This is a genomic window from Aurantiacibacter suaedae (assembly GCF_005434915.1).
Classification (GTDB): domain Bacteria; phylum Pseudomonadota; class Alphaproteobacteria; order Sphingomonadales; family Sphingomonadaceae; genus Alteraurantiacibacter; species Alteraurantiacibacter suaedae.
In genome coordinates this window covers 756532-772150 of record NZ_SKCG01000001.1, presented here as the reverse complement: position 1 = coordinate 772150, position 15619 = coordinate 756532, and the positions used below count along the sequence as shown (strand labels likewise).

The window sequence follows — 15619 nt, the reverse complement described above, 5'->3', positions numbered from 1 at the left end:
TTCCCATTGCCTTTGCGCGCATCCTCGCGCAAGTGTGCGCGCGATGGCGCAGGATGCCGATATCTCCGATGCTCCGGCGCGACCGGTCCGCAAGTGGTTCACCTTCGGTAATGCGATCCGCGCGGTCGTGCTGCTGGGCGTGGGCGGCGTTGCCTGGGCGTGGATAACGCGTGAGGACATCGCCTACGACATCATCGCCGATGAACTGAACAACCGGGGCATCGAGGCGCAATATAAGGTCGAGAAAATATCGGCCTACCGCCAGGTGCTGACCGATATCGTCATCGGCGACCCCGACCGGCCCGACGTAACCATCGAGCGGGTCGAAATCATCACCCAGCCACGGCTCGGGCTTCCGGGCCTGCAGGAAGTGCGGCTCACACGGCCGCGTGTGTTCGGGCGAATCGCCGATGGGCGGCTCAGCCTCGGGTCACTGGACAAGCTGCTCTACACCGGTAGCGACGAACCTTTCGCACTGCCCGATCTGGCGCTGAGCATCGACGACGGCCGCGCACTGATCGACAGCGACTATGGCCGGATCGGCGCAAAGATGCGCGGCGCCGGTAACCTTGCCGATGGCTTCGCCGGTGAGCTGGCCCTTATCGCGCCGAATCTGGCAATGGCCGATTGTTCTGCGCAAGGGGCAAGCCTGTTCGGCGCGGTCAGCGTCGATGAAGGACAGCCGCACTTCGCTGGCCCGTTGCGATTCGATTCGCTCGCTTGCGGCGAGAGCGTGAAGCTGGCCCAAGGCGGGGTGGAACTCGATGTTCTGGCCGACAGCGACCTTGCCACCGTTTCAGGCCGCGCCAGTATCGCCAGCGGCGCGGGAAGGGCGCCGGGCGGCAGCGTTGCCGCGCTCGATGGCACCAGCTCGTTTTCCTGGCGCGAGGGCCTGCTCACCGCCGACTATCGTCTCGCCGCGCGCGACCTTGCCACCAGCGAGGGGCGCTTCGCCAATTTCGAAGCCGATGGCCTCGTGCGCGCCCGCGACAACTTCGCGCGGCTTGAGGGCGAAGGCACGATCGAGGGCACCGGCCTGCAACCGGGCGCTCGCCCCGGCAGGCTGCTCGCCGAAGCACAGCGTAGCGCGGAGGGCACGCTGCTCGCCCCGCTGATCGGGCGGCTGAACAGTGCGCTTGCCCCGGAGCTTCGTGGTGCACGCCTGCTCGCCGACTTCTCCTTCCGCCAGAATGCCGAGCGGCTTTCGCTGGTAGTGCCGCAGGCGGAACTGCGCGGGCGCTCGGGCGATATCGTACTCGGCCTGTCGCGGGCGCAGTTTGCGCTGGAAGGCGAGGGCCTGCCGCGCTTCGATGGAAACTTCCTTACCGGGGGTGCGGGGCTGCCGCGAATCAGCGGGCGGATGGAGCAGACACCGGGCGAGCCGCTCTCGCTGCGCATGTCGATGGCCGAATACAATGCTGGCGATGCCAGCCTTGCCATCCCGGCTTTGCGCATGACGCAGGCGCGCAACGGCACCATCAGCTTTGCCGGGCGCGCCTTTGCCTCTGGCGCGGTGCCCGGAGGTTCGGTGCGCGGAGCCGAGGTGCCGCTTGACGGAGCTTATAGTTCGGGCGGGAACATTGCCCTGTGGCGCGGTTGCCAGACCTTCAAGGTCGAGGCGCTGGAGATGGGCGATCTCGCCTTCGGGCGCGAGCGGATCGAGCTGTGCCCGCAAGGCCAGCAACCGCTGCTGCGCTATGATTCGCAAGGGCTGCGGTTCGCCGCGCGCACCGCGCCGCTCGACTTCCGCGCGCGCATGGGCGGCACGCCGCTGCATCTTGCCACTGGAGCGCTGTCGGTAAGCTGGCCGGGCACGCTCAGCACCGATGCAGCGCTGCTCGAACTGGGCGAGGGCGATGACGTCGTGCGGCTTGCCCTGGGCCAGCTCGATGCCCGGCTGGAGCGCGATTATATAGGCGGCACCTTCGCCGAGGCCGCGCCCTATCTGCCCGCTGTTCCGCTCGATATTTCTGAGGGTTCGGGAAGCTGGCAATATGTCGATGGCGTGCTGGCGCTGTCCGACGTCGCATTCCGGCTGGAAGACCGCGCCGCGCCCGACCGGTTCGAGCCGCTGGAAGCGCAATCGGCCGAGCTGTCGCTCGAAGGCGGCGTGATTCGCGCGCGCGCGCTCTTGCGCGAACCCGATAAAAACGTGGCGGTGACGCGCGTGACGCTTGCGCACAATTTGTCGACCGGTGCCGGCCATGCCGATCTGGCGGTCGACGGCATAACCTTCGACAGCAAGTTCCAGCCACAGGATCTCTCGCGCCTCGCGCTGGGTGTGGTCGCCAATGTCGAGGGCAAGGTCACAGGCACCGGGCGAATCGACTGGGGTGCCGATGGTGTCACCAGCACAGGCCGCTTCGCCTCCGACAGTCTTGACCTCGCCGCCGCCTTCGGCCCGGTCGAACATGCGCGCGGCGAGATCGTCTTCACAAATCTGCTCGGGCTGACCACGGCGCCGAATCAGACGATCAAGATCGGCACGATCAACCCCGGTATCGAGATCTACGATGGCGAGATGACGTTCCAGCTCGTGAACGGCGAGCGGATCGAAATCGGCGGCGGGGAATGGCCGCTGCTCGGCGGAACGCTCACTCTGCGCCCGCTGACGATGAATATCGGCCAGTCGGAACGCCGGACCTATACGGTCGTGATCGAGGGGCTGGAGGCCAACCGCTTTATCGAGCGGATGGAGCTGAACAATCTCGCTGCCACCGGCACTTTCGACGGGGTTATCCCGATCGTGTTCGATGAAGAAGGCAATGGCTTTCTCGAAGGGGGCGCACTCACCTCGCGGCCACCCGGCGGCCATCTCGCCTATGTCGGACAGCTCACCTACGAAGACCTCTCGTTCGTGGCCAACCTGGCGTTCCAGACCTTGCGTGACCTCGACTTCGACGAGGCCGAAATCCTTCTCGACGGACCTCTTGCGGGCGAGCTTGTCACCCGCGTACGGTTCGAGGGCATCAGGCAAGGTGATAGTGCGGAAAAGAACATCATCTCGCGCACAATCGCCCGCCTGCCGCTAGAATTGCGGCTCAATATCCGGGCACCGTTCTATCAGCTCATTTCCAGCACCCGCTCGCTTTACGATCCTTCGTCTCTGCGCGATCCACGCGGGCTGGGACTGATCGGCGAGAGCGGCGAGGTGCTGCGCGAGGAAATCGACCAGGATGCCGTCGACGAACGCGATGCTGAGGCCGAACGCGCCGCAGAGGAAGAACTTAACCGACAGCGCGGCGATGAACCCGCCATTCAGCCATCCGAAAGCGAGGATGCCCTATGACAAATGTCAAATTGACCACGCCTGCGCATCGCGCCCATAAGTTGCCTGGAACGGGGAGCAATATGGGCACGAAAACAGGCCGGGCGATAGTGATGGGGGTGACGCTGCTTGGGCCTGCCTTGCTGGGAGGCTGCATCAAGCTCGAAGCCCCGTCCGAGCCGATCGTGATCGAGCTCAATATCAATATCACCCAGGAAGTGATTTACCGCCTGGCGGAAGACGCCGGCAACACGTTAGACGAAAATTCGGACATCTTCTGATGCCGGCTTGAGGGAAATGACCATGACAAAGAGCGCAAAGAACCGAATCTGGCTTGCCAGCGGAGCCGCGGCCCTGATCGGCGTCGGCCTGGTGGCGGCTCCCGCACTGGCCCAGCGCGATCCCGCCTATGCCGCCGCGCGTTCCTCCGGCCAGGTGGGCGAAAAGATGGATGGATATCTCGGCGTGGTGGGCTCGGGCAATGCCCAGCTGCGTGCGATGGTGGACGACATCAACATCCGCCGCCGCGCGGTCTATGCCGAACAGGCGCAGGCGAAGGGTGCCACGCTGGAGGAATATGCCTTCACCGCTGGCTGCCTTGCCATATCGCGGACCGAGCCGGGCGAAATGTATGTCGCCCATTCGACCGGCCAGTGGACCGCGCGCACAGCCTCCGCGCCCGATCGTGATCCGCGCTGCCCGTGACCGCCGCAAGCAGGCGCAAACATCCACGCTGCACTGCCGCACCTGCGGTTGACTCGCCAGTAACCCCCGCCTAAGGGGCACACGCCTTTGGCGGGCAGTATTGCAAGCAAGTGCCTAACCCATGTAGGGAAATGGCATGAGCGACAAGAAATCCGCCCGGGAATCCATCGGTGAAGATGCGCGGATCGACGCGCTCGAGAAGCGGCTCGCAGCCGCGCGCGAGCGGGAAGATCAGCGCAACAAGCCGGTCGTGCAAGGAGCAGGCGATGGCGAGAATCTCGGCAATCGCGTGCTCTCTTATTTGCTCGGGGGGATTCTCGGTGGTGCGCTGGTGGGCTGGACGATTGACCAGCTGGCCGGAACTGCGCCATGGGGCCTGTTGGTGATGCTGTTCCTCGGAATAGTCGTCGGCTTCAGAAGCATTATCCGGATAACGAGCAAGCGCCCCTGAAGCTTTTGTATTTGGGGCGTTTGTTGCACTAGCTAGAGGCGAGAAGAGAGACGTGGCCGCAGACACCGCCAAAGTCGATCCGATGCACCAGTTCGCTATCGAGCCGCTGTTTGGCTCTGACTGGACTTTTGCAGGACACAATATCGCCTTCACGAATTCCGCCTTGTGGATGCTGATCGCTGGCATCTGCCTGTGGATCTTCATGATCGGCGGGATGAAGCGCGAAGTGGTGCCCGGTCGCTGGCAGATGGCGGTCGAGACGATGACCGGCTTCATCGACGATCTGCTTGAAGCGAACATGGGCAAGGAAGGGCGCAAGTATGTGCCCTATGTCTTCACCCTGTTCATGTTTATCCTGTTTGCGAACCTGCTGGGCCTGATCCCGCTGCCGCTCGCTATGGCAGGCGTCCATGCTTTCACCTTCACCAGCCACTTTACCGTCACCGGCGTACTCGCGATCATGACCTTCGCGATCGTGCTGACGGTCGGCTTCTGGAAGCACGGGTTGCATTTCTTCAGCCTGTTCGTTCCGCACGGCACGCCCCCGCTGATGATTCCGCTGATCTTCGTTATCGAGCTGATCAGCTTCCTGTTCCGCCCCTTCAGCCTCGGCCTGCGTCTCTTCGTGGCCATGATGAGCGGGCACGTGCTGCTCGAAGTGCTCTCCAGCTTCGTGATCGACGCTGCCAATGCCGGCCCCGGCTACGGTGTGCTGATCGGCGGCCCCAGCTTCATCCTGATGATTGCCATCTGCGCGCTCGAACTGCTCGTCGCCGGCATCCAGGCTTACGTTTTCGCACTGCTTACGTCGCTGTACATCAACGACGCCGAGCATCTGCACTAACTCCGCAAGTTTCACGTTTATCAAGTTCTAAAGGAAGGGTTTTATCATGGATGCAGAAGCTGCAAAGCTGTTGGGTGCCGGTCTCGCGGCGATTGGTGCCGGTATGGCTGCACTGGGTGTGGGCAACGTCTTCGCCTCGTTCCTCGAAAGCGCGCTGCGCAACCCCGGCGCGGCTGACGGCCAGCAGGGCCGCCTGTTCATCGGCTTCGCGGCCGCAGAGCTTCTCGGCCTGCTGTCGTTCGTCGTCGCGATGATCCTGATCTTCGTCGCCTGATTTGGCTGGGCCGGGCGCGCCACTGGCGCCTCCGGCCTGACCGATCAAGCGTAGCTCACCAGACCATAGCCGGAATCCGTCCATGCCTCAGATAGCCCAGATGTCCGAGACCTTCGCCAGCCAGTTGTTCTGGCTGTTGCTGGTGTTCGGCATCCTGTTCTTCGTGATCGGCAAGGGCATGGTGCCCAAGGTGATGGACACGGTGGGCCTGCGCGACAAGCAGATCGCCGACGACCTCGGTGCGGCTCAGGCTGCGCGTGATGCCGCCGATGCTGAGGAAGAGGCCTGGCGGACCCGCGAAAATGCCAACCGCGCTTCGGCGCAGGCGCTTGTGGGTGAGGCCAAGGCCAAGGCTCAGGCCACCACCGAGGCGCGATTGGCCGAGGTTCAAGCCGGGCTGGATGCGCGCATGGCCGATGCCGAGGCTCGGATTGCTGCTGCGCGTGATGCGGCGGCTGGCGAAATCGAAAGTGTGGCTGCCGATGCGGCCAAGGATATCGTCTCGCGCCTTGCTGGCGTGAACGTCGATCAGACTGCCGCCCTGGGTGCGGTGAAGAAGGCAATGGCCCATGGCTAATCCCGCAGCTCCTCAGGTCTTCGAGACCGAAAGCCCCGAAGTTTTCGAGGCCGAGGCTCACGGCGAGCATGTCGAGCATGTCGATCCGATGGCCCTCGGCCTGGCGCCGGGTGGCTGGGTTGGCCTTGCCATGCTGGTGTTCCTGATCCTGCTCGTGTGGAAGGGCGTGCACAAGGTGATCGGCGGCGGGCTCGATGCCAAGATCGCCGCTATCAAAGCTAACCTCGATGAGGCCAAGCAGTTGCGGTCAGAGGCCGAGGCGCTGCGCGCCGAATATTCGGCCAAGATCGCCGGTGCCGAAAAGGACGCCGAAGCCATGCTCGAAGGCGCGCGGCATGAAGCCGAAGCGATTGTCGCCAAGGCCGAGGCCGATACGGCGGCCACCATCGCTCGCCGCGAACAGATGGCAACCGACAAGATCGCCGCCGCCGAGCGTCAGGCTATCGAAGAGCTGAAGGCGCGCGCCGCCGATGCCTCGACCAAGGCTGCCGCCAACCTCATCGCCGAGGGCCACGACGCCGCTGCAGACAGGGCGCTGGCCGACAAGGCCATCGCTGCGCTCTGATCGAGGCTGGCTCCGGCTGACGAAGAAGACCCTCGCTTCGGCGGGGGTTTTTCTTTTGGGCTTTCCTTCAATAGGGGCGGGCGGCTAGCACGGTTGCAAATTCACTTATTCGGGAGAGAACGAGATGAAGATTGCGGTACTAGGAGCAAGCGGCAAGGGCGGCTCGGAAATTGCCAAGGAAGCGGCCTCACGCGGGCACGAGGTGCATGGCCTCTCACGCCACCCGGAGAACATTCCGGCGGCCGACGGGATCACGGCCAAGGAGTGCGATGCAGAGGATGCCGAGGCGCTGGCCGAAGCGATCAAGGGCGTCGATGCGGTGATCAGCGCGCTGCACTTCAACGTCACCGCCGAGCACCTGCTCGGCGCGGTCAAGGAGGCGGGCGTTCCGCGCCTGCTGGTGATGGGCGGCGCGGCGAGCCTCAACAATGCTGACGGCGTCCGGCTTTACGATTCGCCCGACTTTCCCGAGGACATCAAGCCGTTCGTGATCGGCGGCATTCACTTCCTTGACGCGCTCCGCGAGGAGCAGGAGTTAGACTGGACCTTCTTCTCGCCCGCCATGCAGATATTCGTCGGCGAACGGCAGGGGCCCGAGAGTTTCCGTCTCGGCACCGACCAGCTGGTTGTCGACGCCAACGGCGAGAGCAAGATCAGCTATGCCGACTATGCCATTGCCATGGTCGACGAGCTCGAAGCACACGAGCACAGCCGGTCGCGGTTTACAATTGGCTACTGAGCCCGGCTTACCTGGGTGATGAAGGCTGCCTTGGCTTGCTGGTAGTCCTCTCGCCGTGCGACCCCACCGGCGAGGATTGCCAGCTTAAGCGCGGCATAATCTGCGCTCAGCGTAGGGTCGGCGCGCAAGCGGTCGCGAAAGGCGAGGTGCCTGGCAATCTCGGTCGCGCCCAAGGCGAAGACGTGAAGATGATGCGACCTATTGCCCGCCGCGTCGCGCTTTTCGAAGAAGCGGCGTCCGGGAATGCCATTTTCGCCGCGCGCGACGTAGCCGAGGTCAGCCAATGCCGGAGCGCAGGCATCGATAGCGGCGGGATCCTGAGCCTCACCAAGCATGTCGATCACCGGGCTCGCTATCAGGCCCGGCACCGAAGTGCTGCCGATGTGATGAAGGGCGCAGAGCGCATCGGCCATGGCCTCCGTTAGGCATTTGGCCTCAGCCGTATAAGCGAAGGGCCAATGCGGATCGTAAGGCGTGAGTTCGACTACCTCGCTCAGAACGAGTCCTTCGCTGCCCTGATCGCGGCGAAGGTCTCGTCGGGGCTCTCACCACCCCAGCGAGCCTGCATGTCCGGATCGTCGGCGCGCAGGAACGGATTGGTCTCCAGTTCGCGGGCGAGCGGGAAGGGTACCGTCGGCTTGCCCGCCGCGCGCTTGGCCTCGATCTCGCGGGCATAGTTCATCAGCGCATCGTTGCCGGGGTCGGCATGGAGCGCGAAGGCGGCATTGGCCTGAGTGTATTCGTGCGCGCAGCAGATGGTGGTGTCGGCGGGCAGCGCGCGCAAACGTTCAAGGCTGGCCCAGAACTGCTCGGGGGTGCCTTCGAACATCCGCCCGCAGCCCAGCGCGAACAGCGAATCGCCGACGAAGGCGAGGCCCGCCTCGGCCAGGTAGTAGGCGATATGACCCTTTGTATGGCCACCCACGTCGATTACCCGCGCTGTGTTGTCGCCAAGCGTAGCGCTGTCTCCACCCGCCAGCACCACATCAAGGGGGAACTTGGCCGCGACTTCCTGTGGGCCGTAGATCGTACACCCGGTTGCGGCCTTGATCGCTTCGTTGCCGCCCGAGTGGTCGGCATGCCAGTGGGTGTTCCAGATCTGGGTGATGTGCCAGCCCTTCGCCTCGGCTTCGCGCAGGTAGGTGTCAGCATCGGGCGTGTCGATGCAGGTGGTCTCACCGCTGGCGCTGTCGTGCAGAAGATAGCCATAGTTGTCGGACAGGCAGGGGAACTGGTGGAGGTCGAGTGTCATTTGCCGTCGGTTCCTCTTGGGAAAGTGGAGATGCCGTTTGGTAAGGCGACCCATGAGTGGCGTTGCTGTTCCCGTACCGCGCGCACTGACACGGCGGAACTCCGCATTGGCAGTGGGCTGGCATCGCTCCAGTCAAGAAGCCCCGCCCGATGTAGGAAAGGCCCGCCTGCCGTGGGGCAAGCGGGCCTTCCTGAATGATCGAGGACGCCCGACCGCAAGGCCGGGAGCAACCCCAATTAGTCCTGCTTCTTCAGCGCGGCGCCGAGGATGTCGCCCAGCGAGGCGCCCGAGTCGGCCGAACCGAACTGTGCCACAGCTTCCTTCTCTTCGGCGATCTGCAGCGCCTTGATCGAGAAGTTGGGCTTCTTCGAACGGTCGAAACCGGTGACCATGGCGTCGACCTTCTGGCCGGCCTGGAAACGGTCGGGACGCTGCTCGTCGCGGTCGCGGCCGAGGTCCGAGCGCTTGATGAAGCCGGTCGCGCCGTCTTCGCCAACCTGCACTTCGAGGCCGCCATCGCGAACTTCGAGCACGGTCACGGTCACGGTCTCGCCGCGACGCAGGCTCGAGCTGTCGCCCACGCCATCGGCCGAAGGTGCGCCCTTCTCGAGCTGCTTCATGCCGAGGCTGATGCGCTCCTTGTCGACGTCGACATCGAGCACTACGGCCTGGACCTCTTCACCCTTGCGGTGCAGCGCCAGTGCGTCTTCGCCGGAGATGCCCCAAGCGATGTCCGACATGTGGACCATGCCGTCGACGTCGCCGGGCAGGCCGATGAACAGGCCGAACTCGGTAGCGTTCTTGACTTCGCCGGTGACGGTCGAGCCAACCGGGTGGGCCTCGGCGAACTCTTCCCACGGGTTGCGCTGGGCCTGCTTGAGGCCGAGCGAGATGCGACGCTTCTCGCTGTCGACTTCGAGCACCATGACGTCGACTTCCTGCGAGGTCGAGACGATCTTGCCGGGGTGGACGTTCTTCTTGGTCCAGCTCATTTCCGAAACGTGGACCAGGCCTTCGATGCCCGGCTCCAGCTCCACGAAGGCGCCGTATTCGGTGATGTTGGTGACCTGGCCGGTGATCTTGGCACCGATCGGGTACTTGGCGCCAACGCCTTCCCACGGATCGCTCTCGAGCTGCTTCATGCCGAGGCTGATGCGCTGCGTATCGGCGTTGATGCGGATGATCTGGACGGTCACGGTCTGGCCGATCTCGATCACCTCGCTCGGGTGGTTGACGCGCTTGTAGCTCATGTCGGTGACGTGGAGCAGGCCGTCGATGCCGCCCAGATCGACGAAGGCGCCGTAGTCGGTGATGTTCTTGACCACACCGTCGACGACCTGGCCCTCGGCCAGCTTGTCGATCAGCTCGCTGCGCTGTTCGGCGCGGGTCTCTTCCAGGACGGCGCGACGCGACACGACGATGTTGCCGCGGCGACGGTCCATCTTGAGGATCTGGAACGGCTGCTGCATGTCCATCAGCGGGGTGACATCGCGCACGGGGCGGATGTCGACCTGCGAGCCGGGCAGGAAGGCCACGGCGCCGTCGAGATCGACGGTGAAGCCGCCCTTCACGCGGCCGAAGATGCGGCCATCGACGCGCTTGCCTTCGCCGAACTCGCTTTCCAGCTTGTCCCAGGCGGCTTCGCGGCGGGCGCGGTCGCGGCTGAGCATGGCTTCGCCGTCGGCGTTCTCGACGCGGTCAACGAAGACTTCGACTTCGCTGCCGATGGTCAGGCCGTGGTCGTCTTCGCCACGTTCGAATTCCTTGAGGGCGACGCGGCCTTCGCTCTTGAGGCCGACATCGATGAGGGCCATGCCGTTTTCGATGTTGGTGACGGTGCCCTTGACGACGCGGCCTTCGAAGCCGCCCTCGGCGCCGCCGAGCTGTTCGTCGAGCATTGCCGCGAAATCGTCGCGGGTAGGATTGGCGCTGGATGCCATAGTGGAATCTATCCTGTTCACATTTGCTACCGGCCACCGGTTTTACCGGGGTCTTTACCCGTCTCCCGCACCATTGCGGGGCAAACGGGGCAAGAGGGCCGTTTCCGCACACGGCCGGATGCCATGGACGGGTTCTTCGAAGCCAAAGCCTTTCGGAACGAGCGCGCGCCTAGGCGAAACGGGCGCAAAAGGCAAGTGAATTGGGGCTGGCGGGGCCAAGGTGTTACAGGTGTGACAGTGTCTTGGGCGGAAAAACCTTGGCCCGGTTACGCCCCGGTTCCGGGTGGGTATCGGGAAGGTGAAGCGGTGTTCGGCCATTGCGGGCGCTTCCTGCCAGTGGCCCGGCCTTGTAGGAAAGCCTTCATGACAACCCATGCTCCCCTGGTCGAAGCTCTCTCACGCTATCGGCAATATCACTGCGACCGGCGCAATGTGGCGACCCATGTGCTGGGCATTCCCATGATTGTGCTGGCGGTGGAGATATTGCTGTCGCGCCCGGTCTGGGAGCTACCCGGCTTCACCCTGACCCCGGCGGTGATCGCCACTGCGGCGGCAGCGCTCTACTATCTCAAGCTTGATAAACTGCTCGGCGGGGCGCTGGCGTTGGTGCTGGTCGGCATGGCGCGATTGGGGCTGGAGATCGCGCAGATGGAAACATCTGTGTGGCTGGGTAGCGGGATAGGGCTGTTCGTGGTGGGCTGGGCGTTGCAGTTTCTCGGCCACCATTTCGAGGGGCGCAAACCGGCCTTCGTCGACGACCTGCGCTCGCTGCTCACGGGGCCGCTGTTCGTCACGGCAGAGGCAGCGTTTGCGTTGGGCCTGTGCGGGGAGCTGAAGGCTGAGATCGAGCGGGAGGGGTAGGGGGTTGCGAGTAAGTTTCTGACCGTGTGTGTCTGGTTTCAAGAAAGGCCGGCGAGGGCGTCTTTGGCAGGGATTAGGGTGGGAAGTGTCGGTTTTTTGGGTTAATCCGGGCGCATCGAGGAGGGGGCAAATGCAGAAAGTTACAAGGCTCGGGTTGGCGCTGGCAGGGCTTGCCGCAGCGGTCCCCGCAAATGCTCAATCGGATTTGGAGAAAGGTCTCGCTGCCGCACTGCGCGGATGTGAAGAGTGGGTGCTGAATCCTGCGAGCTGGGCAGAAGGACTTGAGCCCTTCCTATCGGCAGTGGGTCTTGGCGATCAGATGGGGTTGGTGGAGAGAGTGGATGAAGCCGCTCTTCCGCCTAGAGAACTGAGAGCCGGAAACCATTATTGGCGCATCAACTCGACTGTAAATGCCGGATATATTTTGGTCGTCTCCGATCAGATTCCGATGTGCCATATCACCGGAGGCGGCGGCAGCGATCTACAGCCTGTAGTCGAGACTCTGCTTGACAGCGCAGACTTCCAGAGCCGCTGGGAAGAGATAGAAGAAAACTCTCGCGGCGAAATGGCTTCGACGCTTTACCGCAGCCGTGAGGATCCCGCCTTTTCTATGGTGGTCAGCCGGGCCAACGGGCCGGGACAGCGCCTTGATCGCGTCCAAGTTTTGGCATCTGCGATGTTCAGCATGGGCGGTTAATCACCTGCTCTCACGCAACGTCAACAATATCATCGTTTTCTGCCAGGCTGCTTTTCGACAGCTAAATGCTAGGCAGCCAGACCGCTCAAGAGCTCCGCAAGTAAGTGGTTGGATGGCTGCAATTAGGGCGGTCAGTGAGCGTTGAAACGGAGTACCCAACGAACGACGCTTATCGTGAACAACGGGGCGGGCAGAAGACGGCTTCTTTGCAACCTAAACCGCGCCAGCGCCTCCTGCATGAGAAGGGCCGATCGTCTATCTTATTCACTCAACCAGTCGGCCGTAAGCTTCCCCCGGTGCCCCTCCGGTGCCAGTGCAGCGCGTAGGGCCTCCAGCATCGGCGGCAGCGCCTGTGTGAAGGCATAGGGCGGGTTGACGATGAACAAGCCCGCGCCGTTGTAAATGCCGGGCTGTTCTTCGTCGTAAAGCCAATGCTCGACCGAAAGAAATTTCGGGATGCCGAGCTTGGCGAGCTGCTCCTTCCACCGCGTGTGCGTGGCGCGCTCTTTGAGCGGATACCAGATCACCGTCACGCCGTGCGCCCACTTGCGGTGAGCGGCGCCGAGGGTGGTGGTGATACGGGCGCGCTCGTCGGTCTGCTCATAGGGCGGGTCGACCACCACCACGCCGCGCGGGGTGCGGGGCGGCACCAGCGCCAGCCATAACTCGTAGGCGTCGCGCTGATGCACTGCGGCGGGCGTGCTGCGCATCACACTGCGCAGGGCTTGGGCGTCCTCGGGGTGTTTCTCGTTGAGCACGAGAAAGTCCTGCTGGCGCAGCAGCTGCGCCATAACCTGCGGCGAACCGGGGTAGAGGCGCGGCTCGTCCCCGTGGCTGGCCGCCTCATTCACCGACTTAACGGCGGCGCGATAGTCGTCGAGCAACGGGTTCGTATCGGCAAAGGCCCGCAGTACGCCCTGCGCCGCTTCGCCGGTGCGTTGGGCCTGATCGCCGAGAAGGTCGTAAAGCCCGCATCCGGCGTGGGTGTCGATCAGGGTCAGCGCGCTTTGCTTGATCTGCAAGGCCTGGATGAGTGCGATCAGCAAGCTGTGCTTGACGACATCGGCGCTGTTGCCGGCATGGAAAGAGTGGCGATAATTCATGGCGCTTCACTATCTTGTTGGTCTGCGCTTGCACCGGCGCCATGCCCTCGTGGCTCAAGCGCGGGGCGTCTGCCCGGTGGCCTCGTTGACGGCGGCGATGGCGGCGGCAATCGAGGCCTCCTTGTCGAGCGTGCTGGTGTCGATCACCACGGCCCCTTCCGCCGCGCGCAACGGCGCATCCTCGCGTTGCCGATCGCGCATGTCGCGCCGGGCGATCTGCGCCTCGATCTCGTCGAGCGAGATTTCGATCTCGCGGCCCGTCATTTCGAGCCAGCGGCGCTTGGCCCGCGCGGTCACGCTGGCGGTGATGAACAGCTTTACCTCGGCCTCGGGCGCAATCACCGTGCCGATATCGCGTCCGTCGAGCACCGCTCCGCCCGGCTGCGTGGCGAAGGCGCGCTGGCGTTCGAACAGCGCCGCGCGCACCGCAGGGTGAACAGAGACGCGGCTGGCGAGCCCGCCGACTTCCTCGCTGCGCAGCTCGGGCTCATCGAGCAGATCGTCAGCGAAAGCGGTGGCGGCGAGCGCGTCCTCGGGGTTTTCGGCATCGCCGCCGTTCAGCGACACCTGATAGCCGACCGCGCGATAGAGCAGACCGGTATCGAGATGCGGTAGCCCGAAGTGCGCGGCGAGCGCCTTGGACACGGTGCCCTTGCCCGAGGCGGTGGGCCCATCGACTGCGATAATCATGCGCCTCTCTCCTTGCGAACGGCCTTGGTCAGGCCCCAGATGGCGATGGCGGCCCAGAAGCCTTCGAGCACGAGGCTGGGCCAGTTGGTGTGCCTGACCAGCGACACCGTCAGCAGCGCCGCCCCGGCCAAATTGGTGCCGTGGACGAGGAACGGGTTGGGCGCATTGCTCGCCGTCAAATAGAAATAGGCCGCGATGATGCAGGCGGTGCCGACAAAGCCGACATAGGCATAGGCGTCGAGCGCGTTCACGCCGCAGCCTCTTCCAGCAGCGCCATGAAGGTCGGGAAGCTGGTGGCGATTGGTGAGGTGTCGTCAAGCATCACGCCATTGCGCGCGGCGAGGCCGGCCACGGCCATGCTCATCGCGATGCGGTGGTCGAGATGCGTGGTTACCCGTGCGCCTTCCTGGGTGCCGGAGAGCGGGGCGCCGCCCGTGCCGTGGATGGTGAGGCCGTCTTCCGCCTCTTCCACCTGCGCGCCGGCCAGCGTCAGCGCCGTGGCCATAGCCGAGAGACGGTCACTCTCTTTCACGCGCAGCTCATCAAGGCCGCTGGTGCGGGTGGTGCCCTTGGCCAGCGCTGCGGCAACAAACAGCACGGGGAACTCGTCGATCATGCTCGGGGCGACTTCGGGGTCGACATCGATCCCGGTGAGCGCCGAGTGGCGCACGCGCAAATCCGCCACCGGCTCGCCGCCGACATCGCGCCGGTTCAGCTCCTCGATGGAGCCGCCCATCTGCCGCAGCACGCCCAGCAGCGCGGCGCGGGTCGGGTTGAGGCCGACGTTCTCGATAATGAGGTCGCTGCCCTCGGTCAGCAGCGCGGCGACCACGAAGAAGGCGGCGGACGAGGGATCGCCCGGCACTTCGATGGTCTGCGGCTGAAGCGTCGCCTCGCCGCGAATTTCGATCACGCGCTCTCCATCCACTTCCTCGACAGTGAGTTCGGCGCCGAAGCCGCGCAGCATGCGTTCGGAGTGGTCGCGCGTCATCACCGGCTCGATCACGCGGGTGATCCCGGCGGTGTTGAGCCCGGCCAGCAGCACCGCGCTCTTCACCTGCGCACTGGCGACGGGCAGACGGTATTCGATCGGAACGGCGGGGCAGGCGCCCTGAAGCCGCAAGGGGAGGGTGCCTCCCGGAGAGGCGTCGAACTGCGCGCCCATCTGTGAAAGCGGCTCTATCACGCGGCCCATGGGTCGCTTCGACAAGCTGGCATCGCCGGTGAAGACGGCAGAGATGGCGTGGCTGGCGATCACGCCCATCAGCAGGCGGGTGGAGGTGCCTGAGTTGCCCATCTCGATTGCCACCTCGGGTTGCAGCAGCGAGCCGACGCCGACGCCGTGAATGGACCACGTCCCGCTCTCTTCGCGCACGATGTCTGCGCCCATCGATCGCATGGCGGCGGCGGTGGCGAGCACGTCCTCGCCTTCGAGCAGCCCGGTCACGCGGGTTTCGCCCACCGCCAGCGCGCCGAGCATCAGCGAACGGTGGCTGATAGACTTGTCGCCCGGAACGCGGATTGCACCGGTGAGCGGGCCGGATATGGTGAAACGGTGCGGGCTGGGAGCGGCTGAGCTTGAAATGGTGGTGATCCTGCACAACTTACGGCGAATTGCGCGCCGCTTTGACAGTGGCATGGCCCTATGGCAAG

At 64.3% G+C, this 15619-nt stretch carries 18 protein-coding genes; 11 read left to right on the top strand and 7 right to left on the bottom strand.

Annotated elements, in window-relative coordinates:
• Window positions 1–43: 43 nt before the first annotated feature.
• From E0473_RS03645 to E0473_RS03605, 9 genes are all read left to right on the top strand, one after another.
• The gene (locus E0473_RS03645) at window positions 44–3289 is read left to right on the top strand and encodes an intermembrane phospholipid transport protein YdbH family protein (protein WP_137679471.1); all 3246 of its coding nucleotides are present in this window, start codon (window positions 44–46) and stop codon (window positions 3287–3289) included.
• Complete coding sequence (locus E0473_RS15760; protein WP_338325085.1) at window positions 3286–3549, top strand: YnbE family lipoprotein; 264 nt, start codon at window positions 3286–3288, stop codon at window positions 3547–3549. The genes E0473_RS03645 and E0473_RS15760 overlap by 4 nt, the downstream gene beginning before the upstream one ends.
• A 22-nt stretch (window positions 3550–3571) precedes the next feature.
• Entirely contained in the window at window positions 3572–3973 is a 402-nt protein-coding gene (locus E0473_RS03635) for a YdbL family probable chaperone protein (protein WP_421721766.1), read from the top strand.
• Between the two features lie 136 nt (window positions 3974–4109).
• Window positions 4110–4424 (top strand): AtpZ/AtpI family protein, encoded by a 315-nt coding sequence (locus E0473_RS03630; RefSeq protein WP_137679469.1) that lies wholly within the window; start codon window positions 4110–4112, stop codon window positions 4422–4424.
• 52 nt (window positions 4425–4476) lie between these two features.
• Window positions 4477–5268 carry a F0F1 ATP synthase subunit A gene (locus tag E0473_RS03625; RefSeq protein ID WP_277751503.1) on the top strand — a complete coding sequence of 264 codons (792 nt, stop codon included), beginning with the start codon at window positions 4477–4479 and terminating at the stop codon, window positions 5266–5268.
• Window positions 5269–5314: 46 nt separating this feature from the next.
• Complete coding sequence (locus E0473_RS03620; RefSeq protein WP_119592349.1) at window positions 5315–5542, top strand: F0F1 ATP synthase subunit C; 228 nt, start codon at window positions 5315–5317, stop codon at window positions 5540–5542.
• Between the two features lie 82 nt (window positions 5543–5624).
• A complete protein-coding gene (locus tag E0473_RS03615) occupies window positions 5625–6119 on the top strand; it encodes a F0F1 ATP synthase subunit B family protein (RefSeq protein ID WP_137679468.1) in 495 nt (164 codons plus the stop codon).
• The gene (locus tag E0473_RS03610; RefSeq protein ID WP_137679467.1) at window positions 6112–6684 is read left to right on the top strand and encodes a F0F1 ATP synthase subunit B family protein; all 573 of its coding nucleotides are present in this window, start codon (window positions 6112–6114) and stop codon (window positions 6682–6684) included. The genes E0473_RS03615 and E0473_RS03610 overlap by 8 nt, the downstream gene beginning before the upstream one ends.
• Window positions 6685–6808: 124 nt before the next feature.
• Window positions 6809–7423 (top strand): NAD(P)-dependent oxidoreductase, encoded by a 615-nt coding sequence (locus E0473_RS03605; protein ID WP_137679466.1) that lies wholly within the window; start codon window positions 6809–6811, stop codon window positions 7421–7423.
• Here the strand turns inward: E0473_RS03605 and E0473_RS03600 are convergent.
• From E0473_RS03600 to rpsA, 3 genes are all read right to left on the bottom strand, one after another.
• Complete coding sequence (locus E0473_RS03600; RefSeq protein ID WP_137679465.1) at window positions 7417–7920, bottom strand: GrpB family protein; 504 nt, start codon at window positions 7918–7920, stop codon at window positions 7417–7419. The two genes, E0473_RS03605 and E0473_RS03600, sit on opposite strands and share 7 nt — an antisense overlap.
• Window positions 7917–8675, bottom strand: coding sequence for a hydroxyacylglutathione hydrolase (gene gloB, locus E0473_RS03595; protein WP_137679464.1), 759 nt, complete (start codon window positions 8673–8675; stop codon window positions 7917–7919). Before gloB ends, E0473_RS03600 begins: the two co-directional genes overlap by 4 nt.
• Window positions 8676–8911: 236 nt before the next feature.
• Entirely contained in the window at window positions 8912–10615 is a 1704-nt protein-coding gene (gene rpsA, locus E0473_RS03590) for a 30S ribosomal protein S1 (RefSeq protein WP_137679463.1), read from the bottom strand.
• 363 nt (window positions 10616–10978) lie between these two features.
• Here rpsA and E0473_RS03585 point away from each other — a divergent pair, with 363 nt between their 5' ends.
• Both E0473_RS03585 and E0473_RS03580 read left to right on the top strand, forming a co-directional pair.
• The gene (locus tag E0473_RS03585; RefSeq protein WP_137679462.1) at window positions 10979–11476 is read left to right on the top strand and encodes an Mpo1 family 2-hydroxy fatty acid dioxygenase; all 498 of its coding nucleotides are present in this window, start codon (window positions 10979–10981) and stop codon (window positions 11474–11476) included.
• 130 nt (window positions 11477–11606) lie between these two features.
• A complete protein-coding gene (locus tag E0473_RS03580) occupies window positions 11607–12173 on the top strand; it encodes a hypothetical protein (protein ID WP_137679461.1) in 567 nt (188 codons plus the stop codon).
• Between the two features lie 260 nt (window positions 12174–12433).
• On the opposite strand, the gene E0473_RS03575 is transcribed toward E0473_RS03580, so the two are convergent.
• The 4 genes from E0473_RS03575 to aroA are packed head-to-tail and all read right to left on the bottom strand — an operon-like array spanning window position 12434 to window position 15605.
• Window positions 12434–13276 carry a 23S rRNA (adenine(2030)-N(6))-methyltransferase RlmJ gene (locus E0473_RS03575; RefSeq protein ID WP_137679460.1) on the bottom strand — a complete coding sequence of 281 codons (843 nt, stop codon included), beginning with the start codon at window positions 13274–13276 and terminating at the stop codon, window positions 12434–12436.
• A 54-nt stretch (window positions 13277–13330) separates the two neighbouring features.
• Window positions 13331–13966, bottom strand: coding sequence for a (d)CMP kinase (locus E0473_RS03570; protein ID WP_137679459.1), 636 nt, complete (start codon window positions 13964–13966; stop codon window positions 13331–13333).
• Entirely contained in the window at window positions 13963–14217 is a 255-nt protein-coding gene (locus E0473_RS03565; protein ID WP_137679458.1) for a CBU_0592 family membrane protein, read from the bottom strand. The genes E0473_RS03570 and E0473_RS03565 overlap by 4 nt, the downstream gene beginning before the upstream one ends.
• Window positions 14214–15605: a 3-phosphoshikimate 1-carboxyvinyltransferase gene (gene aroA, locus E0473_RS03560; RefSeq protein WP_137679457.1), complete on the bottom strand. Its 1392-nt coding sequence runs from the start codon at window positions 15603–15605 to the stop codon at window positions 14214–14216. The genes E0473_RS03565 and aroA overlap by 4 nt, the downstream gene beginning before the upstream one ends.
• Window positions 15606–15619 lie beyond the last annotated feature (14 nt).

Excerpts from the sequence above, each read along its gene's own strand:
- E0473_RS15760 (WP_338325085.1), top strand. The coding sequence starts at position 3,286 with ATGACAAATGTCAAATTGACCACGCCTGCGCATCGCGCCCATAAGTTG.
- E0473_RS03630 (WP_137679469.1), top strand. The coding sequence starts at position 4,110 with ATGAGCGACAAGAAATCCGCCCGGGAATCCATCGGTGAAGATGCGCGG.
- E0473_RS03645 (WP_137679471.1), top strand. The coding sequence starts at position 44 with ATGGCGCAGGATGCCGATATCTCCGATGCTCCGGCGCGACCGGTCCGC.
- E0473_RS03570 (WP_137679459.1), bottom strand. The coding sequence starts at position 13,966 with ATGATTATCGCAGTCGATGGGCCCACCGCCTCGGGCAAGGGCACCGTG.
- E0473_RS03635 (WP_421721766.1), top strand. The coding sequence starts at position 3,572 with ATGACAAAGAGCGCAAAGAACCGAATCTGGCTTGCCAGCGGAGCCGCG.
- E0473_RS03585 (WP_137679462.1), top strand. The coding sequence starts at position 10,979 with ATGACAACCCATGCTCCCCTGGTCGAAGCTCTCTCACGCTATCGGCAA.
- E0473_RS03580 (WP_137679461.1), top strand. The coding sequence starts at position 11,607 with ATGCAGAAAGTTACAAGGCTCGGGTTGGCGCTGGCAGGGCTTGCCGCA.
- E0473_RS03620 (WP_119592349.1), top strand. The coding sequence starts at position 5,315 with ATGGATGCAGAAGCTGCAAAGCTGTTGGGTGCCGGTCTCGCGGCGATT.
- E0473_RS03610 (WP_137679467.1), top strand. The coding sequence starts at position 6,112 with ATGGCTAATCCCGCAGCTCCTCAGGTCTTCGAGACCGAAAGCCCCGAA.
- E0473_RS03575 (WP_137679460.1), bottom strand. The coding sequence starts at position 13,276 with ATGAATTATCGCCACTCTTTCCATGCCGGCAACAGCGCCGATGTCGTC.
- rpsA (WP_137679463.1), bottom strand. The coding sequence starts at position 10,615 with ATGGCATCCAGCGCCAATCCTACCCGCGACGATTTCGCGGCAATGCTC.
- E0473_RS03605 (WP_137679466.1), top strand. The coding sequence starts at position 6,809 with ATGAAGATTGCGGTACTAGGAGCAAGCGGCAAGGGCGGCTCGGAAATT.
- E0473_RS03615 (WP_137679468.1), top strand. The coding sequence starts at position 5,625 with ATGCCTCAGATAGCCCAGATGTCCGAGACCTTCGCCAGCCAGTTGTTC.
- gloB (WP_137679464.1), bottom strand. The coding sequence starts at position 8,675 with ATGACACTCGACCTCCACCAGTTCCCCTGCCTGTCCGACAACTATGGC.
- aroA (WP_137679457.1), bottom strand. The coding sequence starts at position 15,605 with ATGCCACTGTCAAAGCGGCGCGCAATTCGCCGTAAGTTGTGCAGGATC.